This window comes from Streptomyces sp. CB01580 (assembly GCF_001905795.1).
GTDB lineage: Bacteria > Actinomycetota > Actinomycetes > Streptomycetales > Streptomycetaceae > Streptomyces.
This window is the reverse complement of sequence record NZ_LIXJ01000005.1, coordinates 239,761-266,076: the sequence shown is the minus strand read 5'-3', so window position 1 is coordinate 266,076 and position 26,316 is coordinate 239,761. Positions and strand designations below refer to the sequence as shown.

Annotated in this window: 21 protein-coding genes; 14 read left to right on the top strand and 7 right to left on the bottom strand. The window is 72.0% G+C overall.

The window, feature by feature from the left end:
* Positions 1-340 precede the first annotated feature (340 nt).
* On the top strand, positions 341-913 hold the full coding sequence (locus AMK22_RS11410) for a GNAT family N-acetyltransferase (protein ID WP_079186073.1): 573 nt from the start codon (positions 341-343) through the stop codon (positions 911-913).
* A 144-nt stretch (positions 914-1,057) separates the two neighbouring features.
* On the opposite strand, the gene AMK22_RS11405 is transcribed toward AMK22_RS11410, so the two are convergent.
* Positions 1,058-2,512 carry an amidase gene (locus AMK22_RS11405; RefSeq protein ID WP_073783980.1) on the bottom strand — a complete coding sequence of 485 codons (1,455 nt, stop codon included), beginning with the start codon at positions 2,510-2,512 and terminating at the stop codon, positions 1,058-1,060.
* 113 nt (positions 2,513-2,625) lie between these two features.
* Between AMK22_RS11405 and AMK22_RS11400 the strand changes: the two genes are divergently transcribed.
* On the top strand, positions 2,626-3,339 hold the full coding sequence (locus AMK22_RS11400) for a TetR/AcrR family transcriptional regulator (protein WP_199883186.1): 714 nt from the start codon (positions 2,626-2,628) through the stop codon (positions 3,337-3,339).
* Between the two features lie 114 nt (positions 3,340-3,453).
* On the opposite strand, the gene AMK22_RS11395 is transcribed toward AMK22_RS11400, so the two are convergent.
* Positions 3,454-5,091: an ABC-F family ATP-binding cassette domain-containing protein gene (locus tag AMK22_RS11395; RefSeq protein ID WP_073784053.1), complete on the bottom strand. Its 1,638-nt coding sequence runs from the start codon at positions 5,089-5,091 to the stop codon at positions 3,454-3,456.
* Between the two features lie 80 nt (positions 5,092-5,171).
* Positions 5,172-6,902, bottom strand: a complete 1,731-nt coding sequence (locus AMK22_RS11390) for an ABC-F family ATP-binding cassette domain-containing protein (protein WP_073783978.1) — start codon at positions 6,900-6,902, stop codon at positions 5,172-5,174.
* A 461-nt stretch (positions 6,903-7,363) separates the two neighbouring features.
* Between AMK22_RS11390 and AMK22_RS11385 the strand changes: the two genes are divergently transcribed.
* The 8 genes from AMK22_RS11385 to AMK22_RS11350 all read left to right on the top strand — a co-directional run bounded on the left by AMK22_RS11385 (position 7,364) and on the right by AMK22_RS11350 (position 17,905).
* On the top strand, positions 7,364-7,990 hold the full coding sequence (locus AMK22_RS11385; protein ID WP_073783976.1) for a DUF2975 domain-containing protein: 627 nt from the start codon (positions 7,364-7,366) through the stop codon (positions 7,988-7,990).
* Complete coding sequence (locus AMK22_RS11380; protein WP_073783974.1) at positions 7,987-8,214, top strand: helix-turn-helix domain-containing protein; 228 nt, start codon at positions 7,987-7,989, stop codon at positions 8,212-8,214. The genes AMK22_RS11385 and AMK22_RS11380 overlap by 4 nt, the downstream gene beginning before the upstream one ends.
* A 312-nt stretch (positions 8,215-8,526) precedes the next feature.
* Complete coding sequence (locus AMK22_RS11375; RefSeq protein ID WP_073783972.1) at positions 8,527-9,744, top strand: outer membrane protein assembly factor BamB family protein; 1,218 nt, start codon at positions 8,527-8,529, stop codon at positions 9,742-9,744.
* A gap of 518 nt (positions 9,745-10,262) precedes the next feature.
* On the top strand, positions 10,263-10,766 hold the full coding sequence (locus AMK22_RS11370; RefSeq protein WP_073783970.1) for a hypothetical protein: 504 nt from the start codon (positions 10,263-10,265) through the stop codon (positions 10,764-10,766).
* Positions 10,766-12,157 (top strand): hypothetical protein, encoded by a 1,392-nt coding sequence (locus AMK22_RS11365; protein ID WP_199883190.1) that lies wholly within the window; start codon positions 10,766-10,768, stop codon positions 12,155-12,157. Before AMK22_RS11370 ends, AMK22_RS11365 begins: the two co-directional genes overlap by 1 nt.
* On the top strand, positions 12,154-13,791 hold the full coding sequence (locus AMK22_RS11360) for a vWA domain-containing protein (RefSeq protein ID WP_242433921.1): 1,638 nt from the start codon (positions 12,154-12,156) through the stop codon (positions 13,789-13,791). Before AMK22_RS11365 ends, AMK22_RS11360 begins: the two co-directional genes overlap by 4 nt.
* 188 nt (positions 13,792-13,979) lie before the next feature.
* Positions 13,980-15,092 (top strand): ATP-binding protein, encoded by a 1,113-nt coding sequence (locus AMK22_RS11355; protein ID WP_073783964.1) that lies wholly within the window; start codon positions 13,980-13,982, stop codon positions 15,090-15,092.
* Positions 15,089-17,905 (top strand): DUF5682 family protein, encoded by a 2,817-nt coding sequence (locus AMK22_RS11350; protein ID WP_073783962.1) that lies wholly within the window; start codon positions 15,089-15,091, stop codon positions 17,903-17,905. Before AMK22_RS11355 ends, AMK22_RS11350 begins: the two co-directional genes overlap by 4 nt.
* Positions 17,906-18,020: 115 nt before the next feature.
* Here AMK22_RS11350 and AMK22_RS11345 read toward each other — a convergent pair whose 3' ends face one another.
* Entirely contained in the window at positions 18,021-18,296 is a 276-nt protein-coding gene (locus tag AMK22_RS11345; protein ID WP_073783960.1) for a hypothetical protein, read from the bottom strand.
* A 556-nt stretch (positions 18,297-18,852) separates the two neighbouring features.
* Between AMK22_RS11345 and AMK22_RS11335 the strand changes: the two genes are divergently transcribed.
* The 4 genes from AMK22_RS11335 to AMK22_RS39475 all read left to right on the top strand — a co-directional run bounded on the left by AMK22_RS11335 (position 18,853) and on the right by AMK22_RS39475 (position 21,696).
* Positions 18,853-19,794, top strand: coding sequence for a hypothetical protein (locus AMK22_RS11335; RefSeq protein ID WP_073783959.1), 942 nt, complete (start codon positions 18,853-18,855; stop codon positions 19,792-19,794).
* Positions 19,795-20,139: 345 nt separating this feature from the next.
* Positions 20,140-20,337, top strand: a complete 198-nt coding sequence (locus AMK22_RS11330) for a hypothetical protein (RefSeq protein WP_143203546.1) — start codon at positions 20,140-20,142, stop codon at positions 20,335-20,337.
* A gap of 478 nt (positions 20,338-20,815) precedes the next feature.
* The gene (locus AMK22_RS11325; protein WP_073783955.1) at positions 20,816-21,196 is read left to right on the top strand and encodes a peptidase inhibitor family I36 protein; all 381 of its coding nucleotides are present in this window, start codon (positions 20,816-20,818) and stop codon (positions 21,194-21,196) included.
* A 125-nt stretch (positions 21,197-21,321) separates the two neighbouring features.
* Positions 21,322-21,696, top strand: a complete 375-nt coding sequence (locus AMK22_RS39475; protein ID WP_073783953.1) for a substrate-binding domain-containing protein — start codon at positions 21,322-21,324, stop codon at positions 21,694-21,696.
* Positions 21,697-21,737: 41 nt separating this feature from the next.
* On the opposite strand, the gene AMK22_RS11315 is transcribed toward AMK22_RS39475, so the two are convergent.
* From AMK22_RS11315 to AMK22_RS11305, 3 genes are read right to left on the bottom strand one after another with little or no spacing between them, the layout of a single operon-like run.
* Positions 21,738-23,504 (bottom strand): class I adenylate-forming enzyme family protein, encoded by a 1,767-nt coding sequence (locus AMK22_RS11315; RefSeq protein WP_073783951.1) that lies wholly within the window; start codon positions 23,502-23,504, stop codon positions 21,738-21,740.
* Positions 23,501-25,318 carry a CoA transferase gene (locus AMK22_RS11310; protein ID WP_079186070.1) on the bottom strand — a complete coding sequence of 606 codons (1,818 nt, stop codon included), beginning with the start codon at positions 25,316-25,318 and terminating at the stop codon, positions 23,501-23,503. The genes AMK22_RS11315 and AMK22_RS11310 overlap by 4 nt, the downstream gene beginning before the upstream one ends.
* Positions 25,315-26,229: a methyltransferase gene (locus AMK22_RS11305; RefSeq protein WP_079186069.1), complete on the bottom strand. Its 915-nt coding sequence runs from the start codon at positions 26,227-26,229 to the stop codon at positions 25,315-25,317. Before AMK22_RS11305 ends, AMK22_RS11310 begins: the two co-directional genes overlap by 4 nt.
* Positions 26,230-26,316 lie beyond the last annotated feature (87 nt).

Here is a 26,316-nt window from a genome sequence, read left to right as displayed (position 1 = left end):
CGGGCACTACCTCCAAGCCCGGTCCTTCAGGGCCGGGTCAAGTTGACACGCGGTTGTCGTGGACGCCGCTGTCCGGTACGAGCCTGACGGCGTTCTGGCGTGCCCGATTCGACGCGCGCCGCGCGTGTGTGCGGCTTCGAGCGGTCGGTCGAATCGCCGAAAGAGTGAGGACGGTTGGCATGCCCGCAGTAGTGAGGGCGGGGAGGACGCACGTGACATACCCGCCCTCCTGCGAGCGGGCACGTCGGCCCGGTTGGTGCGGAGTTCGTTCCGGTCGGGTCGAGAACGTCGTGCGCGAAAGCGGTTATCGGCGCGGGGGATCTTCGCATACGGTGGCGCGATGTTCCAGGTGCGAGAGATGAACGAAGCCGACATCGACGCCGTCTCCGCGATACGGGTACGGGGCTGGCAGCACGCGTACGCGGGCATCGTTCCCCGCGCCTCTCTGGACACGATGACGGTGGAGGACGACGCCGAACAGCGGCGGAAATGGTTCGCCCATCCGCGGCGGCGGTCGACGGACCTCGTTGCCGTCGACGCCGCCGACGTACCCGTGGGGTGGATCTGCTTCGGTCCGTACCGGGGGCGGCCGTCCGCCGCGGGGCGGGAGGAGACGAGCGGGTGGGAGGAGGCGGTCGGTGAGATCCATGCCCTCTACGTCCGACCCGACCTGATCGGCCACGGAGCCGGCCGGGCGCTGCTCGCCGAGACCCATGCGCGTATGAGCCTGGGTGAGCAGGGCCCGGGATTCCCGACCGTGGTCCTGTGGGTCCTGGAGGACAACCGACGGGCCCGCCGCTTCTACGAACGATCCGGCTACCGGGCCGACGGCGGGACCCAGGATGACGTGTACGACGACGTCACGCTCACCGAACTCCGTTACCGTCACACGCTCCGCCGGTACGACCGGTAGGGCCCGCCGATCGGCTCGTGGCGCGATTCGCCGATCGGCAGGGCTCACCGACCGGCTCACCCACCTGCGGGGTTCGCCGACCGGTACGAGTCGCTGACCGGTACGAGTCGTCGACCGGCACTACTCACCGGCCGTATCAGCACGTCAATCGGTGTGAGCACTCCGAAGCGGCACGTCGAGCGGCGTGAGCACTCCGAGCCGGTCCTCGATCTCCTGGGCGGCGGCCAGGCACAGGTCCTCCCGGAACGCGCGCCCGACGATCTGGACGCCGGACGGCAGGCCGTCGGCCACCCCGGTCGGTACGGCCACCGCGGGCACGCCCACGAAGCTGGTCACCGTGCACAGGCGCATACCCGTGCCGACCCGTTCGTGTCCCGCCGCGTCGCGTGACTCGAGCCCCGGTTCGACGGGCGGCTCGGTGAACACCGGCCCGAGCAGCAACGGGTACGTGTCGAGGAACTCCGCCCACGACCGGCGGATGCCCAGCCAGGTGCCCATCAGTTTCATGAACTCCGCGGCGGTCGCGGGCGGGGTCCGCTCCATCGCCATCGCGATGTACCGGTCTCCGCCCGCCCCGAGCAACGTGCGTACCACGGGCCAGGTGGGGGCGAACTCGGTCACGGTGATCCGGCCGTACGCCTCAAGTGCCTCGTCCAGCCTCGGAACGTCCGCCACCTCCCGCACGTCGTACCCGGCGTCCCGCAACGCGTCGGCCGCGGCCATGACGGCCGCGTGCACCGTGGGGTGGACGCCGCGACCACCGGGGTCGGCGACGACCGCGACCTTCACCGGGCCCGGCAGCGGTTCGCCCCGGACGGGTACGGGTACGGCGCGCGGGTCGCGTGGATCGGTTCCGGCCAGCGCTTCGTACGCCAGCCGCAGGTCGGCGACCCGGCGGGCCAGCGGGCCGTCGGTCACCAGCATCTGCGAGGCCGGTCCGGGGTCGTCCGGGCCGAGGACACGATGGTCGGCGGGGAACCGCCCGGCGGTGGGCTTCAGCCCCGCGACACCGCAGAACGAGGCGGGGATCCGTATCGAACCGCCGGAGTCGTTGCCGAGCCCGACCGCGGCCATGCCGGTGGCGACGGCCGCCCCGTCGCCACCGCTGGTGCCGCCGGGCGTCCGGCTCGGGTCCCACGGGTTGACGGTGTCGCCGAACAGTTCGCTGCGGGTGTGCATCCCGGCGAGGATCATGGTCGGCATGTTGCTGTGCCCGATCGGCACGGCCCCGGCAGCCCGGAGCCGGGCCACCGGGGGCGCGTCGGTCGCCGCCACCAGATCGCGGAACCGCGCCGTCCCGAAGGTGGTGGGCACGCCCTCGACGGCGAGGCACTCCTTCACCGTGAACGGCACGCCCGCCAGGGGGCCGGGATCCTCGCCCGCGGCCCGCTTCCGATCGGTCTCCGCCGCCGCTTCACGGGCGCGTTCGGCCATCAGCTGCGTGACCGCGTTGATCCGCGGGTTGACGTCGGCGATGCGTTCCAGATGGCTGTCGACCAGTTCGACGGCCGATACGTTTCCGGCCCGGACGGCTTCCGCCTGCGCCGTGGCCGACAACTTCCATAGGGCGTCCCGCACGATCCCTGTCCTTTCCCTCATATCCTTCGCGTCCTTCGCGGGTCGAAGCACTCGTGCCGGAACCATAGCCCAGAAGCGATACGATCGTATCGAAAAAAGAGAACGCATCGATCAAGAGCGAGGAGCGACCGGCCATGCCCAAGCAGGTGGATTACGAGAGCAGACGCCGTCGGATCGCCGACGCCGTCTGTCGTCTCGCCGATGAACACGGGCCGGAAGGGGTGTCCATGCGCGATGTCGCGGCTCGCGCGCAGGTCTCACTGGGGGCTGTTCAGCGCTGCTTCCGCACCAAGGAGGAGATGCTCCTGTTCGCCGTCGAACACGTCGGCGAGCGTCTGACCGAGCGCGTACGGGCCCGCCTGGTCCGTGGTCCGGCCCAGTCGGCCGCCACCGCCCTGGGCCACACGGCCGGCGAGGTCGCCCTGTTGCGCGAGGAACACCGCGCCGAGGCACGGGTCTGGCTCGCGTTCGTCGCCCAGGCCGCCGTCAGCGAGCCGCTCGCCGACAAGCTCAGGACCAGTTACGCGGATCTCCAGGATGTCTTCTCCCGTCTCATCGCGGAGGCCGCCGAGAGCGCCGGCCCGAGCACCGGGAACGGCCCCGGCACCGGGGACAGTTCGGTCACGGGGAAGGGGACTGCCGGGGACGATCCTGCCGGCGGAGTCCCCGTGGCGCTCGATCCGTGGCGCGAGGCCCGGTCACTGCTCGCGCTCACGGACGGCCTGACCAGCCATGTGCTCATCGGACACCTGAGCCCGGAGGAGGCCCAGGACGTCCTGCACGCGCATCTGGCCCTCCTCTGGGAACGCCTCGGTGTGACGACCCCCGTTTCCGGAAAGGCCGATTGATCCGTGCCCCGCGTTCACCGTGCCCCGCGTTCACCGCGCCGCGCTCTCACCCTGCCTCGCGTTCACCGTGCCGGGCACTCACCGCGTGCCGGGCACTCACCGCGCGGGGCGCGGTCACCGAGCCGGGCGCAGCCGGAACTCGCGGCCCTGCCAGCGCCTTCGCAGCCAGCGGTCGTGACTGGCCAGGACGATCGCCCCGGGCCCGGTGCCCAGGGCGTCCTCCAACTCGTCGCACAGGCGCGGGGACAGGTGGTTCGTGGGCTCGTCGAGCAGCAGCAGTTCCGGAGGACTCGCCACCAGCAGTGCCAGCGCGAGCCGCCGCCGTTGGCCGACCGACAGTTGCCCGACCGGTTTCTCCAGGTCCGGCTCGTGCATCAGCCCCAATGAGACCAGCGGGACCTCCTCCGCCCGTTCGGCGCCGAGCGAGAGCGCGTAGGTGTCGCGCACGGTGCGGTCGGGCCGCGCGAACACGGTGTCCTGGGACAGCAGCCCCACGGACAGCCCTGGTCGCCGCCGCACCCCGCCCGCGCCCCCGGCCGCGAGCCGTCCGGCGAGTACGGACAGGAGCGTCGACTTCCCCGTCCCGTTGCCGCCGGTGACGAGGAGGCGTTCGGTCGCCGACACGTCCAGCCGGGCGACCTCCAGTCGACCCGGCAGGTGTACGTCGCGCAGGCTCACGAGATCGCCGGGGGTGTCGTCGTCCGTCGGCCCCTGGGCGAGCGCGGTGACATGGAACCGCAGCGGTCGCGGCGGCTCACCGACCTGCCCGCGCTCCAACTCCTCCAGTCTGCGGGCGGCGTTGCGCACCCGCCGAGAGATCTGGCCCTGCACCCGATCGCCCCGAAGGCCGTACATCATCTTCTCGTTGTCCCGCCGCTCCCGGTTCGGGGCGACGAGGCGGGCGGTCACTCGCGTCGACCGGCGCAATGCCGCCAGTTCCTCCTGTTCCTCCGCGTACCGCCGTTCCCAGCGTTGCCGCTCGGCGTGCTTCTCCGCCTGGAACGCGCTGTAGTTGCCGCCGTACCGCACGGGGCCGTCCACCGCCGGGTCGAGGTCGATCAGATCCGTGCACACGGCGTCGAGGAAGGCCCGGTCGTGGCTGGCCACCATCACGGCCCCGGGCAGTTCGCGCACCCGCGCCTCCAGGAACGCGGCGGCGCCGTCGTCGAGATGGTTGGTCGGCTCGTCGAGCAGCAGTGCGGAGGGGCGGCGGACCAGCAGAGCGGCCAGCGCCAGGCGACTGCGCTGTCCGCCCGAGAGGGTGCCGAGGGTCCGGTCGTGGTCGAGTGCGGCGAGGCCGAGCCCGTCGAGCGTGATCGCGGCACGCCGGTCGGCGTCCCAGGACTCGCGTTCCCGGGCCTGTTCCAGCCGTCGGCCGTATGCGTCGAGCAGTTCGTCGTGGCCGGGGGAGTCCTCCGGGACGTGCGCGAGCAGATCGGCGAGGCGGTCGAGCTCGGCCAGGTCGGCGCGGGCCTCGCGCAGGGCGTCGTCCAGCACGTCGGCGACCGTCGACGCGGCGTCGAACGGCATCTCCTGGTGCAGGAAGCCCAGGTCGGCCGGGCGCGTGATGCTCCCGGCGTCGGGCTCGTCGACCCCGGCGAGCAGGCGCAGAAGCGTCGACTTTCCGGCGCCGTTCTCCCCGATCAGGCCGAGGCGACGGCCGGGGGAGGCGGTGAGCGACACCCCGTCGAGGACACGCCTGTCCCCGAGCGTACGGACGATGTCGTGTGCGAGCAGGGCGGGTTGAGACATGATGATCCACCTGACGTGGTTGGTGTTCGGCCCGCCGGGGGACACCCCTCGGACGCGGGCCCGGCCGACACGTCAGCGGTTCACACCTCGGGCGCCCCCGTCTCCTTCAGCTCACCGTCGGCCAGCCGCAGCCAACGGTTCACCCCGATCCGTGCGAGGAAGCGTTCGTCGTGGCTGACCACCATGAACGCTCCCCGGTAGGAGCACAGCGCGCTCTCCAGCTGGCCCGCGCTGACCAGGTCGAGGTTGTTCGTCGGCTCGTCCAGGAGCAGCAGTTGCGGGGCCGGTTCGGCGCACAGGACACAGGCCAGGGTGGCCCGCAGCCGCTCGCCACCGGACAGCACGCCCACGGGCAGATGGGCGCGGGAACCCCGGAAGAGGAAGCGCGCGAGCAGGTTCATCCGCTCCGCCTCCGACCGGTGCGGGGCGAACGCGGCGAAGTTCTCGGCGACGCTGCGGTCGAGGTCCAGCAGGTCCAGCCGCTGCGAGAGGTACGCGACCCGGCCGTCGGCCCGCTTGATCTGTCCGCCGACCAGCTCGTCGCTCCGTCCGCCGGTCCGTCCGTCGCCCGGATCTCCGACCGTTCCCTTGCCCGCTCCTTCGCCCGCGCCGTCGGTCATTCCTTCGGCCGGCTCCAGATCACCGTTGACCAGACGCAGCAGTGTGGTCTTGCCGGCGCCGTTGGGACCGGTCAGTGCGATGCGTTCGGGGCCGCGGATGGTCAGGTCGACGCCCGCACCGGCGAACAGGGGACGTTCGCCGTGCTGGACCCGCATCCGCTCGCCCAGGAAGAGGGTGCGTCCGGCGGGCACGTCGGTGTCCGGCAGATCCAGAGCGATCCGCTGCTCGTCGCGCAGGGAGCGCCCCGCCTCGTCCAGCCGGGCCTTGGCCTCGCCGACCCGGGAGGCGTGCATCTGACCCGACCGGCCCGCGGACTCCTGGGCGCTCCGCTTCAGTCCCCCGGCGACGATGCGCGGCAGGCCCGCGTTCTTGAGGTTGCGGGCGGCGTTGCTGGCGCGGCGCTCGGCGCGTTCGCGGGCCTGCTGCATCTCCCGCTTCTCGCGCTTCAGCTCCTGTTCCGCGTTGCGGACGTTCTTCTCGGCGACCTCCTGCTCGGCCTGCACGGCGGCTTCGTACTCGGTGAAGTTGCCTCCGTAGAAGCGCAGTTCACCGCTCTCCAGTTCCGCGATGCGTTCCATGCGGTCGAGCAGTGCCCGGTCGTGGCTGACCAGCAGGAGACAGCCGGACCAGTCGCCCAGCACGTCGTAGAGCTTGTGCCGGGCGTCGAGGTCGAGGTTGTTGGTCGGTTCGTCGAGCAGCAGTACGTCGGGCTGCTTCAGGAGCTGGGCCGCCAGGCCGAGCGAGACGATCTGGCCGCCGCTGAGCGTGCTCAGGCTCCGGTCGAGGGCGAGACCGTCGAGGCCGAGCCGGTCCAGCTGGGCGCGGGTGCGTTCCTCGATGTCCCAGTCGTCACCGATGGTCGCGAAGTGTTCCTCGCTCACGTCCCCGGACTCCACGGCGTCCAGGGCCCGGATCACCGCGGCGACGCCCAGGACCTCGGCCACCGTGAGGTCCCCGGTCAGGGGGAGGGTCTGCGGAAGGTAACCGAGCGTGCCGACCGTGGAGACGGACCCGGTGCCCGGCCGCAACTCACCGGCGATGAGCTTGAGAAGGGTGCTCTTGCCGGAGCCGTTGGGCGCGACCAGGCCCGTCCGGCCGCCGTCCAGGGCGAAGGACAGGTCCTGGAAGACGGGGGTGCCGTCGGCCCAGGCGAAGGACAGGTGGGAGCAGATGACGGAGGCGTCTGACATGGGAAGACCTCAAAGGGAATACCGGCACGCAGAGAGTGGTGCCCGGGACACGGACAGAGGGAACGACGGAACGGGCCACGACGGTGACGCGATGCCTCTGGGCATCGGCCGGTGGCCTGTCGGAGCGGGATCTCACCCCGAGATGTCGTCGTCCCCTGCCATGTCTGGTCTCCTCGATACACGAACAACGTCGCCACGAGCTTAACAGCGGCGGCGTCGCGATGGCTCCTGGTTTTTCGCGGGCCGCCGCGACGGCCGCCGCGACGGCCGGGGCGGCGGCCGGGGCGGCGGCCCGCAGGCCGAGGCCCGTGGTCCGGCGGGCCGCGCCGGGCGGGTCGTGTCGGGGTGGGCCGCCATCGTGTCCGTACGTCCGTACGTCCGGGGTCGCCCGTGTGTCCGGGGTGCCCGTGTCCGAGGTGCCACCACTGGTTTATCGTTATTCGATAATAACGATAAACGATATGGAGGTGCTGTTCGTGGGCACGAAGTCGTGGTGGAGCCGGGGCGACCAGCGGGCGCTGGAGCTGGGCTGCGCGCTGGCGCTGGGCCTGGTCGGCCTGTTCGGTGTGCTCCTACCGCTCCTCGGGGTGGTCGGTGTCCTCGACCCGATCACGAACCGGGACGTGCGGCTCGAAGGGCGGGCACCGGCCCCGCACGTGACGCCGGGCGGTGACGGGCCGTCCGTCATCGGCACCGATCAGGCCGAACTCGTCTTCGCCCACCCCGCCTTCGGGCAGCGGCTGCTGCTCGCGCTGCCCGAGATCGTCAGCAGTGTGCTGCTGATCGTGATACTCGGCCTGCTGCTCCGGATGGCCCGGAGCCTGCGCGGCGGCGAGGAGTTCACCACGCGGAACGTCCGCAGGCTCCACGCCATCGCGGTCACGGTGTTCCTCATGAGCGTCCTCGCGCCGCTGCTCGACGCCGTCACGACCGGCCTGCTCCTGCGGGGCACCGGGTCCGAGGACCTGGTTCCGTTCTCCGTCACCTACTCCTTCCCGTACCTGCTGCTCGCGCTCCTGATCGCCGCCGTCGCCGAGGTCTTCCGGCGGGGCGCCCGGCTGCGCGCCGACACGGAGGGGCTGGTGTGACGGGCCCGGCGCCGGAGCACGGCATCGAGGTCCACCTGGACCGGCTGCTGGCCGAGCGCGGGATGACGCTGACCCAGCTGGCGGCCCGGGTCGGGGTGTCGGTCGTCAATCTCTCCGTACTGAAGAACGACCGCGCCAAGGCGATCCGCTTCAGCACGCTCACCGCGCTCTGCCGCGAGCTGCGCTGCCAGCCGGGTGACCTGCTCGGTTACCGGGACGAGTGAGGGTCGGTCCCCTCGTCCGGAGTGCCGGGCGTCCGGTCGCACGCCAGCTGGATGCCGTGCGTCCGGCACCGTACGTCCGGGGCCGGGCCCGGCGTCCGAGCGCCGTACATCCGGGCCCGCGCAGGCCGGCGGCGCCCCCGGTGCTCGCTCCTTCGTTCTCGTTCGTTTCGCCGTGACGAACGAGTCACAGGGCTGTCCCGGTCGCGTCCCGTCCGCTCAAATGGCCGAAACTCGATGGCTACTCTGATCCGGCTCCGGGCGCCACATCAGGCACACCGGACACGGACTTCGCAGGAGACGGGGAACGAGACCATGAGCCGAGACGACGTGTCACGCCGCCGTGTGATGAGCCTCGCGGGCAAGGGCCTGGGACTGGCGCTGCTCGGGGCGGGTGCGTGGGGATGCGGACCGGAGGACGAATCCGGCGGCGGTGGTGCCACGCGGGAACCCGGAGGGGGCGGCAACAAGGACACCTTCACCACCCCTCCGGCGGGCACCGGCCCCCGGGCCCTCTGGCAGGCCCCGGCGGCCAACGACAGCCTGGCCGGAGATGATGCGCTCGCCGTGGTGGGCGACCTGGTCATCGTGTCCGGTGACCCCCTGGTGGCACGTGATCTGGCCACCGGCAAGGAGGTGTGGTCCCGCAAGGGCGTCACCACCCCCGGAGCCGCCCTGCTCCTGGGTTCCGGCACGCTCTACCTCGCCAGCGCCGAGTACGACGGGAACGTCGTCGGCCTGGATCCCGCCACGGGCAAGGAGACCTGGCGCAGCCGCCTGGGCAGCCAGTACGCGCAGCCCCGGCCGATCGCCGTGGACGACGACCACATCTACGTCACCGGGGGCATCCTGGACAAGGACTTCAGGACGCCGGACAACGTGGTCGCCGCGATCGACACCTCGTCCGGCAAGGTCGCCTGGCGCGAGCAGCGCGACCACGGAACGGAGGAGACCGGCATCACCGCCGCGGCCATCGGCGGCCGACTCGTCTACACCGACTTCCGTGAGAACCTGACCGTCCGCGACACCAGGACCGGACGGCAGCTCTGGACGAAGAAGATCGGCCGGTCCAACAACCGCAAGTTCGCCGTCCACGACGACCTGGTCATCGTCGCCGACGGGCGCCGGCTGCGCGCCTTCGGGCTGGCCGACGGCAAGGAACGCTGGTCGCTCGCCTCCGAGGAGTTCAGCCGGTTCAACGACCCGGCGGTCCTGGACGGCGTTCTCTATGCCTCCGACAGCACCCACGGCCTGTGGGCGGCCGACCCCGCGACGGGGAAGAGGATCTGGCACAACACCGACCTCCTGGACGTCGCCTACCCCTGGCAGTTCGCCAAGGTCGGCGGCACTCTCTACGGGGCGACCGAGTTCGACGAGGACGGCGGCATCCACGCCTTCGACGCCGCGAGCGGAAAACTGCGCTGGACGTACAACGACGGCAGCGGCGACATCCAGAAGTGGTACCTGACGGCCCGGGGCAAGCGGCTGGCGGCCCTGCACGCGAAGAAGCTGACCGCCCTGCCGGCCGTGTGACACCACCGTGCGGAACGGTCCCGGACCACCGGTGGTTCCGGGACCTCCGTCGGCGGCCGGGCCGGGAGGGTACTTGGTTCCATGAACCGTTCCCGGCCCGCGACCGCGCGGGGGGTCCGGCCGCGCGCGTCGCGGAAGGCACCGGCACCGGCTGCCCCGTCACCGGCCACGAGCACGGCGGGGAGCGCCCGCTTCACGGACCTGTGATCGGGCGCGGCTCGTCCGCGTCCAGTGGCGCCCGCCGTGCGCGGACCCCGGACCCGCGCGTCCGGGAAGTCCCTGCGGGCAAAGGCCGGCAGCTCCGGCCCGTTCGCCGTCGGCCCGTGCACGACGACTTCTGCGCGGGCCGTGATTCCCTTCTTCCTCTTCTCTTCCCGAGCTCGCCCGGTGCCGTCCGGCAGGCCGTGCGGGGCGCTGGCGCATGCGCGCGATCGGGCGTTGTCAGTGGTCGCAACTATGTTCAGCAGTGTCCCGCCGACGTGGCGCGGAAAACCCCTCGGTGCATAGGAGATGGTGCGTTGTCAGTTCGGGAGAGGTCGAGCACGGCACGGGTCATACCGCCCGCCCGGCCGCGCAAGCTCGCCAAGGTTCCGTTCGTCGAGCTGGCCGACGGACGCTTGCAGGGCGTGGTGTCCAGCGGCTCGGACATCGCACGGGTCTATGTCTCGTCGGTCGCCGTCGGCACGTTCGCGTTCACCTGCAGCACCAACAACAACCGCCCCTGCGGCGGTGCGCGCGGCTCGTTCTGCAAACACATCGGGTCCCTGATCACCGAGGCGGTGCTCCAGTACGGCGCCGAGCGCGTCGCCCGCTACCTGAAGGCCGAGACGGCGGATGGGGAGCCGAGCGCGCAGAGCATCACCGCAGGCATGACCGCGACGCGTCCGCCGCAGGGGGACCCCGCGGCCGCCGCATCCGTCTTCAGCCGGTTCCTGCGTCACCTGGCGTACCTGGAACTCGCCCCCACCACCGCGCCGTTGCCGGAGATGCAGTGGTTCCCGCCGACCAGGGCGGTGGCGTGATGCGTGCCGACCTGCTCGCCGAGACCATCACCGGGCTCGACGAGGCCCTTGCGGCCGTCGACGCCTTCGACCGCGTCCTCGTCACCGGGCTGCTCCGTCCGCAGCCCGCCCAGGCCACCGGCCTGGCGGAGCTGGTTAATGCCGTCGCGGGGACACCGCTCGCCGCCCGGACCGCCGAGGCGGCGGAGAAGGCGGCGGCCGGTGCCGCCGGGGAGGACCACTTCATCGCCCTCGCCGCCGCCCGGACCGCACTCCTGGGCTCCGTCCACGACGCACTGATGACCCGTGTCGAGGAGGCGACCGGCCGTACCCACACCGAGGAGACCGTCGCCCCGGCCGACGGACAGCACGCGGCGAACCTGCTCGCCGCCGCCCGTTCCTGGCTGTCCGACCTGGCGCGTACCGGATGGCAGGGCATCGACCACGAGGTGGTCTCCGGGGCGGCCCAGGTCGTCTCCGCCATGCTCCCGGATCCGGCCCTGCGCCGTCCGGCGACGCTCCTCGACGGCTTCGCCGCCGAACTCGCCGCGTCCTGTCCGGGTGCCACCCTGGAACACATCCCGGAACGCCGCTGGGCCGACCTGTGGTCCCGTGCCCTGCTGCTGACGCTGCCCGGAGTGGCCGAGGCACCCGTGAGCGGTACGGCCACGGGCCGCCTCCTGCCCCTCGGCGTCGACCTCCAGGAGCACTCGACCGCCGCGCAGGCCCAGGTCCACGCGGTGTTCGAGCCCGCCGACGGCACCGCACCCCGCCTCGTGCGCGCCGCCGTCGCCGTACCCAAGCCCGACACCGTCGTCGGTGCCGGTGTGTGGCAGCTGCTGCGCCCGCACCTCTCGCTCCTGGCTGCTGCGGGCGAGGGCCGCTCGATGGACCTCACCGACATGCCCGTCACCGCCGAGGGCGACCTGATCTGGAGCGACGAGCACGCCCGCCCGGGCGAGCCCGCCGACGTCTTCGCCACCGCCCGCGTCGCCCTGCCCGCTGCCGCCGACCCGGTGACCGCGCCGCTGGACCGGCACCCGGTGCGCATCGCCGTGCCCGTCTTCCTGGAGGGCTACACCGCCGGGAAGGACGACGACGGGTCCCTGACGTTCACCGTCGCGGGGCGCCCCCTCGCCGTCGACACAGACCGCATCCCGGCCGCCGGACCGCTCACCCCGGAGGCCGTGGCGGCGTCCGGCGCGTGCGTCGGACTGCTGCGCTGGGACGACGGATCGTTCAGCGTGCAGCCCCTGGCCGTCGAGACGACCGTGCGGAAGAAGACCGTCGCGCTCCACGCCGGGGGATGGGCCGGGGGCACGGCCGACAAGGCGGGCGCCAAGGCCGAGAAGGCCGCCACCGACGCCACGTCGGTGCTGCGGGAGCGAGCCGGAAGGCTGTTGCGGAAATGACCGGACGGACTCCCGGGACACGAGAACCCGACGACATCACCGGGGCGGAGGGCGACGAGACCCCCGCGGTGGACACCGAGACGCCCCTTGCGGCGCGACCGGGCGGCGGACCCGCGACGCAAGGCGGCGACAGCGCCGCGGGGCGATACGCGGACAGCTCTGCGGCGGACCCCGGCGGGACATCTGCGACGGACCCCGACGGGGATCCTGTGGCGAACCCGTACGACAACCGTCGCCAAGTCCTGTACTGGCGGCTCCTCGCCCGCCTCTTCGACCACGAGGAGCAGCCCACGCTGGAATCGGCGAGCCTCGCCGTCGTCGAGGACATCGGTCTGCCGTCCGCGCTGCTGGACCCGCAGGCATCCGTCGACTCGGTGGTGCAGCGCCACCCAGGTCTGGCCGACGAGTTCGACGGCCTGATGGCCCCCGCACCGGACGACGCGGACGACGCGACGGTCGAGGACGAGGACGGACGCGACCGGGCCGCCGAAGTGCGGCGCGCGGCACTGGTGTCGAAGGTGCTGCTCAACGTCTTCGCCACCGGTTCCGGCACGGTCACCGCCGGACAGTTGGCGCGCTGGCAGTCCGACGCGGGCTGGCTGGAGCGCGCGCTCGGCTGCCGGCCCGGTGAACTGCGCGGTGGACGCGGCGGCGGCCGTACCGGCGGAGGCGCCGCGGGAGCCGGCGTCAGCCCCACCGGCACCGGCACCCGGGGCACGACCCCCGACCTCAGCCGGCTCATCCCGGCCATCGGCCCGGAGCTGGGCGCGCTCGAGGCGGACCTCGTCAAACGGATGCACCTGCGCGAGGTGCTCGCCGACCCCGCGCTCGCCGCCCAGCTCACCCCGAGCATGTCGCTGATCGAGCAACTGCTGCGGGACAAGAACAACCTCTCCGGCGTGGCCCTGGCCAACGCCAAGGCCCTGATCCGCCGCTTCGTCGACGAGGTCGCCGAGGTGCTGCGCACCCAGGTGGAGAAGGCGACGGTCGGAGCCCTCGACCGCTCCGTCCCGCCCAAGCGCGTCTTCCGCAACCTCGACCTCGACCGCACGATATGGAAGAACCTCACCAACTGGAGCCCCGAGGAGGAACGGCTCTACGTCGACCGTCTCTACTACCGGCACACCGTCCGCAAGACGACGCCCCAGCGGCTGATCGTCGTCGTGGACCAGTCCGGCTCCATGGTCGACTCCATGGTCAACTGCACCATCCTGGCGTCCATCTTCGCCGGGCTGCCGAAGGTGGACGTCCACCTGATCGCGTACGACACACAGGCCCTCGACCTCACCCCCTGGGTGCACGACCCGTTCGAGACCCTGCTGCGCACCAACCTCGGCGGCGGCACGGACGGCACGGTCGCCATGGCACTGGCCCAGCCGAAGATCGCCGAGCCCCGCAACACGGTCGTGGTGTGGATCTCGGACTTCTACGAATGGCGGAGCGAGCCGCTGTTCGAGAGCATGACCGCCATTCACCGCTCGGGCGCCAAGTTCATCCCGGTGGGCTCGGTGACCAGCTCCGGCCGCGCCAGCGTCAACCCCTGGTTCCGGGAGCGTTTCAAGGATCTCGGCACCCCGGTGATCTCCGGTCACATCCGCAAACTCGTCCACGAGCTCAAGACGTTCCTCACATAGATCCACCGAATCGACCGACTCCGCCGACTCCGCCGAATCAAACGAGTCGACCGATTCGGCCGACTCCCGGAACCGTCGAACGCGCCGGATCCACCGACTGCGCCGGATCCGCAGAACCCGGCAACTTGCCAAGTCGCCAAGTCGCCAAGTTGCCAAGCCTGCCGAACTTCATTGAGAAAGGCCCTGACATGTCCGACCTGCTGCGCGCCCCCGCCGAGATCAAGTACGCCGAGGAGCTGGACTGGCTGGAGTCCATCGACGACAACCCCAAGCCGTTCTCCTGGCGGTTGTCCCCGAGGATGGTCCGCCTGTTCATCCTGGGTTCCGAGCGCGCCGACGGCCTGGACCGCGAGATCTCCCAGAAGTGGTTCGGTGACCGCAGCTTCGTCGAACGCTCCATCGTCACCCTGGCCTCCGACCGCGGCCTGCTCCTCATCGGCGACCCCGGCACCGGCAAGAGCTGGCTGGCCGAGCTGCTGTCCGCCGCGATCAGCCGCAACTCCACCCTGGTCGTGCAGGGCACCGCCGGAACCACCGAGGACCACATCAAGTACTCCTGGAACGTGTCCATGGTCATCGCCAAGGGCCAGTCCCGGGAGTCGATGATCCCCTCACCGATCATGACCGCGATGGAGACCGGCGCGATCGGCCGCTTCGAGGAGCTCACCCGTTCCACCAGCGACGTCCAGGACGCGCTGATCTCGATCCTCTCCGAGAAGTACATCTCGGTCCCCGAACTGGACAGCGACAGCATCGTCTTCGCCAAGCCCGGCTTCTCGATCATCGCCACCGCCAACAGCCGCGACCGGGGCGTCAACGACCTGTCCTCGGCGCTCAAGCGCCGCTTCAACTTCGTACGCATCCCCGTGGTGACGAACAAGAAGAGCGAGGCGGAGATCGTCCGCTTCCGCACCGAGGAACTGCTGCGCCGTCACCAGATAGAGCTGGACGTCCCGCCGACGCTGCTGGACGTGCTGCTGCAGAGCTTCGCGGACCTGCGCGCCTCGTCGGCGGCGGCCGGCAGCGACGACGAGAAGCTGGAGTCCGCCCTGTCCACCGCCGAACAGATCGGTGTGCTGGAGGACGCGATCCTGCACGGCAACTTCTTCGGCGAGCGCTCCCTGACCGCTCGCGCCCTGGCCTCCTCGCTCGTCGGGTCGCTGGCCCGGCGCGAGCCCGAGGACCTCGCCATCCTCAACAAGTACCTGCACGGCGTCGTCGAGCCCCGCAGCAAGGAGGAAGGCGGATCCTGGCCGGAGTTCCTGGAGGGCGGCCGCGACGCGATCGCCACCCTGTCATGAGCGCCGCCCACGAGGGGACCTTCGCGACACTGCGCACGCAGCTCCAGGAAGCTGCCGCGACGTTCGCCGACGGACCCGACGCCCTCGAAGGAATCCTCCTCGGCATCGTCGACGACGTCGACCGCGCGGTGCGCGAGCCGCTGGAGGTCTTCCCCGTCTGCCACCACTCGCCCGCCTCGGCGACCGCGATGGCCCGCCGCCTGCGCGAGAAGCAGCCCAAGGTGGTCTACCTGGAGCTGTGCGAGGACATGGCACCGCTGTTGACCGAGCTGCGCAACTGCCGCCTCCCGGTCGCGGTCCAGGCGTTCGCGACCGAGATCGACGGCTTCCCCGCCGAGTGGTCCCCGCTGTCGGTCGTCGCGCCGATCACCGAGGCGTCGGCCGAGTACCAGGCGATCGCCTACGCCCTGGACACCCCCGGCGTCGAGCTCGTCCTCGTCGACCGCTCCTCGGACCACGTCTTCCAGTGGGACCCGCGCGGTGCGCGGACCGAGCAGCCCGCCGACGCGGACGCACCACCGCCCACCGAGGAGGAGGCCGCGCTCCACGGCGACGCCGTCGGCGTGGAACTGGGCGACCTGCGCCCGCGCTTCGCCGAACTGGAGGAACACCTGCTGCGTCACGGCAAGGTGCGGCACTGGTCGGAGTGGTGGCACCAGTACGTCGAACTGCCGCTCGGCGACCGCGCCAGCGACCACGACACCTACCGCCAGGTCATGCTCCTGATCGGCAGCCTCTTCCGGCGCCTGGCACCCGGCGATTCCGACCGGGTGCGCGTGGACGAGGACCGCGAACGCCATATGTGGACCAGGATGCGCGAGCACCTGGCCGCGACCGGCACCGATCCCGCCGACTGCCTCTACGTCTGCGGCGCCTTCCACGCGGTCAGCCGCGTCGAGGAGTTCGGCGTCCACGGCATCGACACCTTCGAGATCGGCCCGCGCACCGCCACCACGTGGCAGTACGGACTGATCCCGTCCAGCCACGCGGCGATCGAGGCGCAGTTCGGCCTCGCCGCGGGCTCGGTGTCGATCGCGGCGACGGTCTGGGCGAAGAACCTCAAGCGCACCGGCGTCAAGCCGTACCGCCTGGCAGGCCAGAACGGTACGAAGAAGGCGAAGCCCAAGAAGACCGCGGCCCCGGCGGTCCCCGCACCGACGGCCGCGGATCCGGCCTCCGACAAGCTGACCGGATTCCTCCGGCGACCACCCGTCCTGGACCGCCTGGACGAGGCCGAACTGCTCGGCTGGTCCGTGGAGATCGTGCGCGCCGCCCGCCGCAACGGCTATCTCGCCTCCACCGCCGACGCCATCGCGGTGTTCGAGACGTCGATCCTGCTGGCCGGGATGCGCGACCGGGCCAGGCCCACGCCGTACGACTTCCAGGACGCGGCGGTCACCTGCATCGAGAAGGACACCGTGCCGGGCCGGCGCGACGTGCGCCGCCTCGTCGAGATCATGATGGGCGGCGACCGTGTCGGACAGGTCGGCTACGACGCGCTGCCGCCCCTGGCACGCGACGTGCACGACCGGCTCGCGCCGCTGAACCTGAAACTTCAGCAACGCGGCGTACAGCGGGCGTTGCTGAACATCGCCGCACAGCCCGAACTGGAGCGGTGCTCCGATGTGCTGTGGATGCTGCGCCGCCTGATGCCGCGGGGTGCCGCACGCCCGATCATGGGTGAGCGCCGGCTCGGCGAACGTCCGATCCAGGAGTCGTGGGACCTGGCGCTCGGCACCCACCAGCGGGCCCTCATCGAGCTCGGCTACGAGGGCGTCAGCCTCGAACAGGTCCTGGAACAGCGCCTGCGCCGCACGGCGTACGACCCGCAGGCCACCGCGGCGACCGTCCTCGCGACCGTCGAGGACGCGACCCTGTACCTGCGCAGCCGCCGCCTCGCCGACGAGCTGGGCACCCATGCCCTGGAGGTGCTCTCCGCCGAACGCAGCGTCGACGACGCACCGGAGGTGCTGCGCCGCGTGCGCGGGCTGCTGGCCTACTACCGCACCAGTGAGCCGGTGCTGCCGCCGTGGATCGAGTCCTTCGTCAAGGCGGGCTACGCGCACTACTGCACCCTGCTGCCCACGGCGTTCACCGACGACGACGCCACCGTCCGTCAGGTGGCGGCGATGCTGGGCTTCCTGTTCAGCATGGAGAGCCTGGCCCTGTCCCTGGGATGCGACCGGGCCCAGCTGGAGCTGGCGGTCGCCCAGTCGCACCCGGAGGACCCGTCGAAGACGGCGCTGCTGTGGGCGGCCCGGAACCACCTCGGGCTCCTCTCCCGCGCCGAGCTGCGGGCACGCTGCGACGAGCTGCTCGCCAACCCCCTGGTGGTGCCCGCCTATCCGCGCTACCTCAGTGGCTTCGTGCACGCCCTGGAGCCCGTCCCGGGCCTCACCGACTTCGTCGTGGAGGCGGTGTCGAACGCGTTCGGGCGGCTGCCGGACCCGGTGCTGCTGCCCTGGCTGCCGAGCCTGATCAGCACATTGCGGACGAGCGGTACGGAGCTGGCCCCGCTGCTGATCCGCGAGGCCGGACGGATCTTCCCCGGCCGGCTCGGGGCCCTGGACGAGTGGGTCCCGCCGTGGCGGGCCCGCCCGGAGCCGGAAGCCGTACGTCCGGTACGGGGCACGGCCCAGGCCCGGGGCGCCGCGCTGCTCGCCGCCCACCCCGCGACCTGCGACGCGGTGGCGAACCTGCTGGGCTGCGACGGGGCATGGGTGACCACCGAACCCGGCCCGTCGGGTGCGGCACTGATCGGCCGTCACCCGGACACGGCGGTGGCGTTGGAGGCGCTGCTGTCCGGCTCGTGACCTCGGCGGGGCGGGACCCGGTGCTCACACCGGGTCCCCGCTCCGGGCGCGTCCCGCCGTTCGCACCGGGGCCGCCTCCGGGCTCGCGCCGGAGGCGATCACGGCTCGCGCCGGCTCACTCCAGGACGTTGACGTCCTTCTCGGCCGTCCGGTCGGCGGTGGGGAGCGGGCGGTGGCCTTCGTCCCAGTGGTTGGACCAGGAGCACAGGCCGCAGGCGTATCTCCCGTCGAGCCCGTACACCTGGGCGTCGCAGCCGCGGCAGCGGGTGGTGGTGATCTCGGGGGTTATCGCGACGGCCGGGGCGACCGAGGACCAGCCGCACTGGTTGGAACAGGTCCACGACCCGTCGGGCCCCTGAGTCGCCGCCGCGCCGCAGTTTCCGCACGTCATCCATGACCTCCGGGATGTCTGGTCTCCGGGACGGCCCCGCCGACCGGGGACGGACCGGATGGCAGGGCCGACTCCAGTGTGCCAGCGGGGTGCCCACAGGAAGAGTCCCGCGGGGAGGCCGGTCCCCGGCGGGGCGGCTCGCTGCCGTTGAGCGGCCCCGGCACCCCGGGGCCGCCGTCGTGGGTACCTGAGTTCCCGTCAGCTGTACTGGCGCCCGCCACGGCGGGATGACGGCGGCCACGCCCACGAACACGGGCAGCAGGCCCAGCACCCCGCTGCTGCCCCGCGAGGTCGACGCCGAGCCGGTGCCCGCGATGTGGAAGCGGGCGGTGTTCTCCAACGCCAAGCTGCCGCAGGGCGCGGTCGACCGCGAGCAAGGCGCTGACCCGAGCCGGGGGCCACGAGGACGTCGCCCGCCTCTCCCCACCAAAAGACCGGCACATCAACTTCCTGGGCCGCTACCTGTTCAACATCAAGGCCAGTGGTCCCCAGCTGGCCTTCGCCCTGCTGGAGCACGGCGTCCATCACCTGAAGCTTCATCAGAAGAGGCAGTGACGTGCGCGCACGGGGCGTCAACTATGACACCGGGTTCCTCCCTGGACAGGACCTCTCCCGCAAAACCTTCACCCACGAAACGGTCCGGCATGACATGGCGGTGATATCGGACGAGTTGCACTGCGACGCCGTACGGGTCTCCGGCCGCGATCCCGAACGGCTGAGCATCGCTGCCCACTGTGCGGCGGCCGCCGGCCTTGAGGTGCGGTTCGCCCCGTTCCCTGTCGATCTGCCCTCCGACCGGCTGCTGCTGTTCTTCGCCGATTGCGCCCGCCGGGCCGAAGCCGTACGGGAGAACGGTGCCGAGGTGGTGTTCGGCGCGGGCTGCGAGATGAGCGCGTTCTGCGGCGGCTTCATCCCGGGTGACACCTACGGTGACCGGTTGCGCACCATGGCCGAAGCGGGCCTGGAGTGGTGGCACGGCCTCGGACCCGTGCAAGAGCGTCTCAACGCTTTCCTCATGCGCGTCGCCGAGACGGCGCGCGCCCACTTCGGCGGCCGTATCACATACGCCTCGGCTCCGTGGGAGTTCGTTGACTGGCGTCCCTTCGACCTTGTCGGCGTCGACGCCTACCGCGCCGCCTACAACGCCGACACCTTCCGTTCCGAGCTGCGGGGACACCTCGCACACGGCAAGCCCGTCGCGGTGACCGAGTACGGAACCTGCGCCTACAGGGGTGCGAGCAAGCGGGGCGGCGCGGCCTGGCAGGTTCCGCACGGCGCGGTGCCGGACGAGGACGAGCAGGTCCGCTACTTCACCGAGCTCCTGGGCATCTTCGAGGAGGAAGGGGTGGACACCGCACTCTGGTTCACCTTCGCCGGCTACAGCAGGCCCGGAGAGGCGGATCTCGGCTCCTACGGCGTGGTCCGCATGCTCGATGAGACACGGTGGACACCGAAGAAGGTGTTCCACGCGATGGCGGCCAGGCACCGCCGCAGCTGAAGGGAAGGACACCCGCCGCCGACTGCACCAACAGACGTGCGAGGCGAACCTGTCTCCCGCCCGAGGCGTGCGCGTGGACGACCGAGCTTTAAGGCCGCCAGGAGCCGGCCCGAAGCTGCGACAGCATCACGTTGCGCAGCGACGGCCGGTGCTGCGATCTCCGCTACGCCCAGTACACCACCGACGCCCAGCAGCACGATCAATACCCTTACGAAACCTGGCCGGCGCTGCGGGCGATCACCTCGCACGCCACTCCCTCCTGTTCCGCGCAGCGCCCCCGACGACGCACAGGACGTCATTGCTGCAGTGCCGACGGAAACCGCTGCCGCGGACACCCAGAGCCCGATGCTGGGAGAACTGGTCACGATGACCGCGGTGATGATGACGGGACCACCGACAAAGAGGAGTTCTTCGCAGACCGCCTCGATGCTGAATGCCGGTGAGCGCCTCGAACTTGGCGATCAGGCCGCGGACTTGACCCTGCGCTGCCCCCTCATGCAGGGCTTGCAGACGGGGTGCGGGGCAGGCGCGAGCGGCGATTGAGGATGAGGGCGGGACGAAAACGGAGCCTTCGTGGATCTCGAAGCGTAGAGAACTCCCTGATTCACAGGGGCCGTGTTCGCCCGCTCCGGGGTCCGTCGTCGGCTTCAACCGGCCAAGATCGGACGAGCCGGGCAAACGCCGGGCCCTGGGTGAAGAGGGCGTACTTCCAGGCGGCGGCGGTGGCGAGGCAGGCCAGGCCCCTGGCGAAGACGAACAGGGAGATGGGGCCGCTGAGGACGGCGGCGGTGGTCCGCCGGACGGACCAGGGGCGCCCCTGAGGACGCGCCGGAATATCACCTGTTCGTGTTGACCGGCGCCACGTCTTGAAATCCCGAGAAGCCTCTGAAATCAAGAGGAGAAACCTTTATCCGTAGAAGGGTCCGCCCCGAGTGATTATTGCCAGCCGATCTGCGGCATTCCTACGCTGCTCACGGTCGGCTTTATGCGGTCGACCATGGAAAACGAAACGGAGAAAAGCATGGTCCGATTCAGAAGCTTCTCCTCGCGTCTGTGGGCCGCCGCGGCCGTCCTGGCGTTCACCGCGGGCACCGCCTCCATGGCCGCGAGTCCGGCGGCAGCCGACTCCGACCAGTGCCCGTCCGGATCTTTCTGCGTCTGGGAGAAATCCAGCTACCGGGGCGACTTCCGGCACTACACCTCGTCGAACCCCAACGTCGGCGACTACATGAACGACCGCATGACCTCGTACTGGAACCGCACTGGCAAAAAGGTCAGCGTCTACGAGCACTCCAAGTACGTCGGGTGCATGTTCACGATCGCGCCGGGCAAGTCCGAAGCGGCCGTAGCCTCGCACTTCAACGACAAGATGACCTCTCTTCGCATCGGCAGCGGCTGCTGACACCGCCCGAAGACGACGGTGTCCACCGAACCGGAACCCGCACCGGTGAGCTCCCCGTGAGCCCTTCGAGCCCCAGCCCGAACCGGGCTGGGGCTCTCTGGCTGTTGTGGTCCACGACAGCTCGCGTGGACCAACACGTCGCCGACGGTCAGCCGCCGAGCGCTTCGGCCGCCAGTCTCGCGGCGACGGTCGACCGCTGGCGCGACCCCGTCCGAAGGCCCGACGCCGTGTACACGTACAACGACGAATTCGGGCTCGTGCTCACCCAGGCCCTCACCGACGCCGGCCTTCGCGTACCGGAGGACAGCGCCGCCATCGGCACCGACAACCACCCGCTCGGCGCCGCCCTCCGCCCAGCCCTCACCACGACCTGCCTGGATCCCGCCGAGGGCGTCGCGGCGGTTGCCTCCTCCGTCGAACGGCTGCTCGGCGGCGAGCGACTCGACCCCGGCCTCGCCGAGATCGCCCGCCCGAGGCTCGTCACACGCAGCTCTGCTTGAACCGGCCGCGCCGTGGTCACCCCGCGATCCGGCGTGCTGCGCTACGACGAGGGCGTGTTCACACCCTCGGAGGCATCCAGACCGACCTCGACTCCCGGGCCCTGGGGCACGACGGCCGTCCCCCGGAAGGCGTCCCCCGCCCGGTCCGTCAACGTGCGTCGGCAGACCTTGCCGGTGGGACCGAGCGGCATGACAGGAACGTGGAGGAACCGCTCGGGCAGTTTGCGCTTCCCCAGACCTCGGAGCAGCAGAAAGGCGTTGAGGTCGGCGAGGGCGGGGACGGGACCGCCCGGTACGGGGCGCACGCAGGCGCAGAGCCGTTCGCCCAGCTCCGGGTCGGGGACCGGCACGCAGACCGCCTCGGCGACGTCCGGGTGGTGGGCGAGTTCGCCCTCGACCTCGGCGGGACTGATGTTGAGACCGCCGCGGATCACCACGTTCTTGATGCGGCCCAGGAGGTACAGGCGCCCGTCGGGGCCGATCCGGCCGAGATCGCCCGTGCGCACCCATCCGTCCGGGGTCCGGTAGCGGGCGTCGAGTTCGGGGGCGCCCAGGTAGCAGAGCGGGGTCATGGGGCCCTTGGCCTGGATCTCCCCCGAAGCGCCCGGTGGCACCGGATCGCCGTCGGGGCCCGTGATCCGGATGCCGGCGACCGCGGGGTCCGGTGTCCCGACGCACCCTTCCTCGGCGCCGGGCGACCAGACCGTATGGCAATTGACGCCGTCCGAGGAGCCATACACGGTCAGCACCGGCCGGCCGAAACGCTCCGCGCACGCCCGAGCGGTGCCGTGCGGCAGGGCGGCACCGCTGGAGACGAGGGCCCGCAGCCCCGGGAAGTCCCCGGCGTCGGCCGGGCAGTTCTCGGCGATCCGGCGCAGCATCGTCGGCACCCCGAAGACGTGGGTGGGGCGGTGGATGGTGAGAGCCCGCAGCGCCTCGGGAACCGAGAACGACGGCGGGACGACGAGCGTGCCGCCGAGCGCGACGAGGGTGACGACACCGCACGACCCGAAGGAGGAGCCGAGCGGTACGAGGACCAGGTGGCGGCGTACGGCCGCGTCCGGATCGAGTGCCCTCAGATAGGCGGCCCGGCCCCCGGCCACCGCCTGGTGGGCGTAGGCGACCATCTTGGGCGCGGTCTCGGTGCCGGAGGAGACGAGGACACGGGCGGGCGCGGCCGGGTCCACCGGTACGGGACGCCACGGGCGCCGGGCCCGCGCGCCCAGCCAACGCGCGCCCGCCATCGCCCGGTCGGTGCCGAACACCACGTCGAGAAAAGGCAGTCGTGCGCACACGGCCGCATCGGCGCGGTCGGCGAGCACGGCGGCCCGCGCGCGGGAGCGGCTCAGCAGGGCCAGGGTGTCCCGGTCGTCCCCGCCCGGCGGGTACGGGAGGGCGACCGCCCCGATGGCATACACGGCGAGCTCGGCGGCGACCGCGTCCCTGCCGCCGGGCAGCCGCAACGCCACGACGTCCCCGGCGCCGAGCCCGGCCTCCGTGAACAGGGCGGCGATGCGGCGGACTTCGGCGTCCAGCCCCGCGTAGTCGAGCCCCCCGCCGGCCGGGTCGCCGCTCTCCACCAGTGCCTGCCGATGGGGGTGGCGGCGTACCCGCTCCCGGAACAGGGCGTAGAGGTCGCGGTCCGGGCACAGCCCCTCCTCGGTCCAGGCGCGGCGCTCGGCGCGCGGAACGAGGTCGGGGACGGCCAGACCGGCCCGGGAGGTCCACACCCCGTCGCGGCGGGCCCCGGGAACGGCCGGGGGAGCGGTGAGCGTGCGGGCCGCGGCTTCCCGGACCGCGCCCGTCACGAGAACGTCCAGGGGCTGCGCACCGTCGCGTATCCACCGGGCGGGGCCGGGACGACGGCGTCCCGGAAGGCCGGGTCGGCGGGGAGGGTGCTCAGATCGGTGCGGACCTCGGTGGCGCCGAGCCCGGCCGAGCGCAGCCGCTCCCGCCACTCCCCGGTCGTGCGCCTGCCGAAGCGCCCGGCGACAGCCCCCGGAGCGGCGTGCGCCGACCCGGTGACCCGGGCGAGCGCGACCAGGTCGGCGCGGGCCCGTTCGCCCAGGTACAGGTGGCCGTCCGCCGTCCGCAAAGGCAGTTCCAACGGCGACCACGCCGCGCGGCGTACGGGCGGACGAGGCACCAGGGCGGCGGCGGAGAGCAGCGAGGTCTCGGCACGGACGCCGCTCCCGGTCCTCGCCCGCCGCAGGAGCCCGGCCACGACCGCCTGGGCACAGACGAGAGCGCCGAGGACGTCGGTCAGCGTCATGAGCGACGGCGCGGGCGGCTCGCCGGCCGGGCGCAGGGCGGCGGCGAGGCCACTGCGAGCCTGGGCGAGGTAGTCGGTGCCGATCGGGGTGTGCTCGGGTGGGTAGGCGTCCCCGAAACCGGAGGCACCCGCGTACACCAGGTCCGGTCGCACCCGCCACAGCCCCTCGGCGTCGAGACCGAGGCGCACATCACGTCCGGGCGCCCAGTTGTGCACGAACGCGTCGGCGTCCGCGACGAGTTCGCGCAGCGCCGCACGGCCCTCGGCGGTACGCAGGTCGGCCTCGACGACGGCCTTGCCCGCGTTCAGCGCCGCATAGCGGGCGGAACAGCCGTCGGCCAGCGGCGGCAGCCCCCGCATCGGGTCGCCGCCCGGGGGTTCGACGCGGATGACATCGGCGCCCAGCAGTTCCAGTACGTGCCCGGCGAGCGGGCCCTGGACCCGGCGGGTGGACTCGACGACCCGTACGCCGCTGAGCGGGAGCGCGCCCGGCGACGCGGGCCCGCCGCCCGGCCGGGGGACGCACGCGCCGCCCGGCGCCGGTAGGAGCCGTACGGGCTCCGGTAGTCCGGGCGGCACCGGGTCGTCCGACAGCGCGACCAGACTGACGCCGCACGCCCCCGCGGCCGCGCGAAGGGCGTCGAGCGGGGCGGTACGGGCGGCCTCCCGCAGTTCCCCCGGCAGTACGCAGACGGCGGTTGCGAACCGCTGCTGGAACGGCGACCAGCCGCGCCCCGCCGCCCGTGCGGTGACCCCGAGCCGCGCCCAGAACTGCCGCCACGCCTCGGGATCGAGGGTCTCCAGCTCGAAGGCCGCGCCCTCCGCCGACACGAGCGTTGCACTGCCGACGGCCGCACCGGACGCGGTCGCGTCGGACGGAACGGGGATCCGTGGTGCGGCGGCCTCGTCCGGTGGGGCCGTGGCCTCGGCGAGGTACTGACAGAGCGCGAGCAGCGCCCCCTGCGCCGCGGAGGTCCGTACCTCGCGCAGCTCCAGCCCCCGGTGCCGGGCGAGCATTACGGCGGACACGCCCTGGGCGGTGAGCACCCCGCCCAGGGTGGCGGCGTAGTCCACAGCGAGCGGGAGTGGCCCGCCGCCCGCCCTGCCGTGGACGTGCATGATCCCGCAGGCCGCCTGGACGGCGCCCTCCCCGTCGAGATCGTCGGCCACGGGCCCGGCCCAGTCGGCCGTACGGCGCACGGCGCACGGTCCGGTGACGCCGGTGTCCCGGGTGTCTTCGATGTCCCCGATGGTTCCGCGCAGCAGCCGTGCCGCCACCTCGCCGACGACCGACGGGGCGGTCGGAGGGGCGACGGGTGCGGGGGAGGGCGCGGAGAAGGTGATGTTCATCGGGGCGTTCCTCCGGGCTTCCGGCCCTGTGTCGAGTACAGGACGCTGGACGCCGCGCGGAAGCCCGGATCGGTCATCAGCTCCCGAATACGGTCGAGTTGACGGTCCGTCATCCCCTGGGCGAGGAGCCGGTCGCGCAGGTGGTGCGTGTGGTGGTGCTGGAGTTGGAGGCTGGCCGATCCGGAGTGCCGCACCTCGACGTACGGGCGGATGTCGATCGCGACGAGCCCGGCCTCCCGCAGTGCCGCGGGGACGCGCCGGCCCCAGTGGGGGTCGCCTCCCGCGGCGCGCAGGGCGGCGGACTTGGCCGCGAGGAAGGCGGTGTAGAGCTGTTCGGACTCCGCGTCGGGGGCGAGCAGCGGGGGCTCGTAGGAGGTGTCGAACTCGTCGATCTGGAGCACCCCGCCGGGTCGCAGCGCACGCACGAGCAGGTCGAGCACCGCGCGCCGCTCCGGCAGGTGCTGGAGGACCAGGCGGGCCACCACGAGGTCGTAGTGGTTCTCGGGGAGCGGGTCGCGCACGATGTCGTGTGCGCGCACTTCCAGATGCGGGGCGGGGGAGATGTGGCGCGGGTCGAGGTCGGTGGCGAGCACGGAGCCGCCGGGGCCGACGCGTCCGGCGAGCCAGCGGGCGACGCTGCCGCCGCCCGCGCCGACCTCCAGGCACGTCCAGCCCGGACCGACACCGGTGGCGGCGAGCCGGGGCAGCGTCACGGGGTCGTAGGCGGCGGCGAGGCAGCGGTGCTGCTCCGTGCTGTGCAGAGTGGCGTTGTCGAAGGCGTACCCGGGGTCGGGCCCGACCTGTTCCGGGGCTGCGGGCCGGGCCGATCCCGGACCGGGCGAGCTGTGCTCCGGCCCGGGCTGGGCGTAGCCGGGGGTGGGGGTCGGGCGGGCGGCCGTCGGCTGCGGCACGGTGTTCTCCTCCGATGGGACTGGGACTCGTTGGATTGGGGCTCGATCAAGCTGATGGTGTGTCAGGTGGTGTTGGGGCTCGGCGCG

Coding starts and splice junctions, on each gene's coding strand:
- AMK22_RS11355 (WP_073783964.1), top strand. CDS start 13,980: ATGTCCGACCTGCTGCGCGCCCCCGCCGAGATCAAGTACGCCGAGGAG.
- AMK22_RS11390 (WP_073783978.1), bottom strand. CDS start 6,902: ATGTCAGACGCCTCCGTCATCTGCTCCCACCTGTCCTTCGCCTGGGCC.
- AMK22_RS11345 (WP_073783960.1), bottom strand. CDS start 18,296: ATGACGTGCGGAAACTGCGGCGCGGCGGCGACTCAGGGGCCCGACGGG.
- AMK22_RS11350 (WP_073783962.1), top strand. CDS start 15,089: ATGAGCGCCGCCCACGAGGGGACCTTCGCGACACTGCGCACGCAGCTC.
- AMK22_RS11310 (WP_079186070.1), bottom strand. CDS start 25,318: ATGAACATCACCTTCTCCGCGCCCTCCCCCGCACCCGTCGCCCCTCCG.
- AMK22_RS11330 (WP_143203546.1), top strand. CDS start 20,140: ATGCTGGGAGAACTGGTCACGATGACCGCGGTGATGATGACGGGACCA.
- AMK22_RS11325 (WP_073783955.1), top strand. CDS start 20,816: ATGGTCCGATTCAGAAGCTTCTCCTCGCGTCTGTGGGCCGCCGCGGCC.
- AMK22_RS11360 (WP_242433921.1), top strand. CDS start 12,154: ATGACCGGACGGACTCCCGGGACACGAGAACCCGACGACATCACCGGG.
- AMK22_RS11375 (WP_073783972.1), top strand. CDS start 8,527: ATGAGCCGAGACGACGTGTCACGCCGCCGTGTGATGAGCCTCGCGGGC.
- AMK22_RS11385 (WP_073783976.1), top strand. CDS start 7,364: ATGGAGGTGCTGTTCGTGGGCACGAAGTCGTGGTGGAGCCGGGGCGAC.
- AMK22_RS11365 (WP_199883190.1), top strand. CDS start 10,766: ATGCGTGCCGACCTGCTCGCCGAGACCATCACCGGGCTCGACGAGGCC.
- AMK22_RS11405 (WP_073783980.1), bottom strand. CDS start 2,512: ATGAGGGAAAGGACAGGGATCGTGCGGGACGCCCTATGGAAGTTGTCG.
- AMK22_RS11400 (WP_199883186.1), top strand. CDS start 2,626: ATGCCCAAGCAGGTGGATTACGAGAGCAGACGCCGTCGGATCGCCGAC.
- AMK22_RS11395 (WP_073784053.1), bottom strand. CDS start 5,091: ATGTCTCAACCCGCCCTGCTCGCACACGACATCGTCCGTACGCTCGGG.
- AMK22_RS11410 (WP_079186073.1), top strand. CDS start 341: ATGTTCCAGGTGCGAGAGATGAACGAAGCCGACATCGACGCCGTCTCC.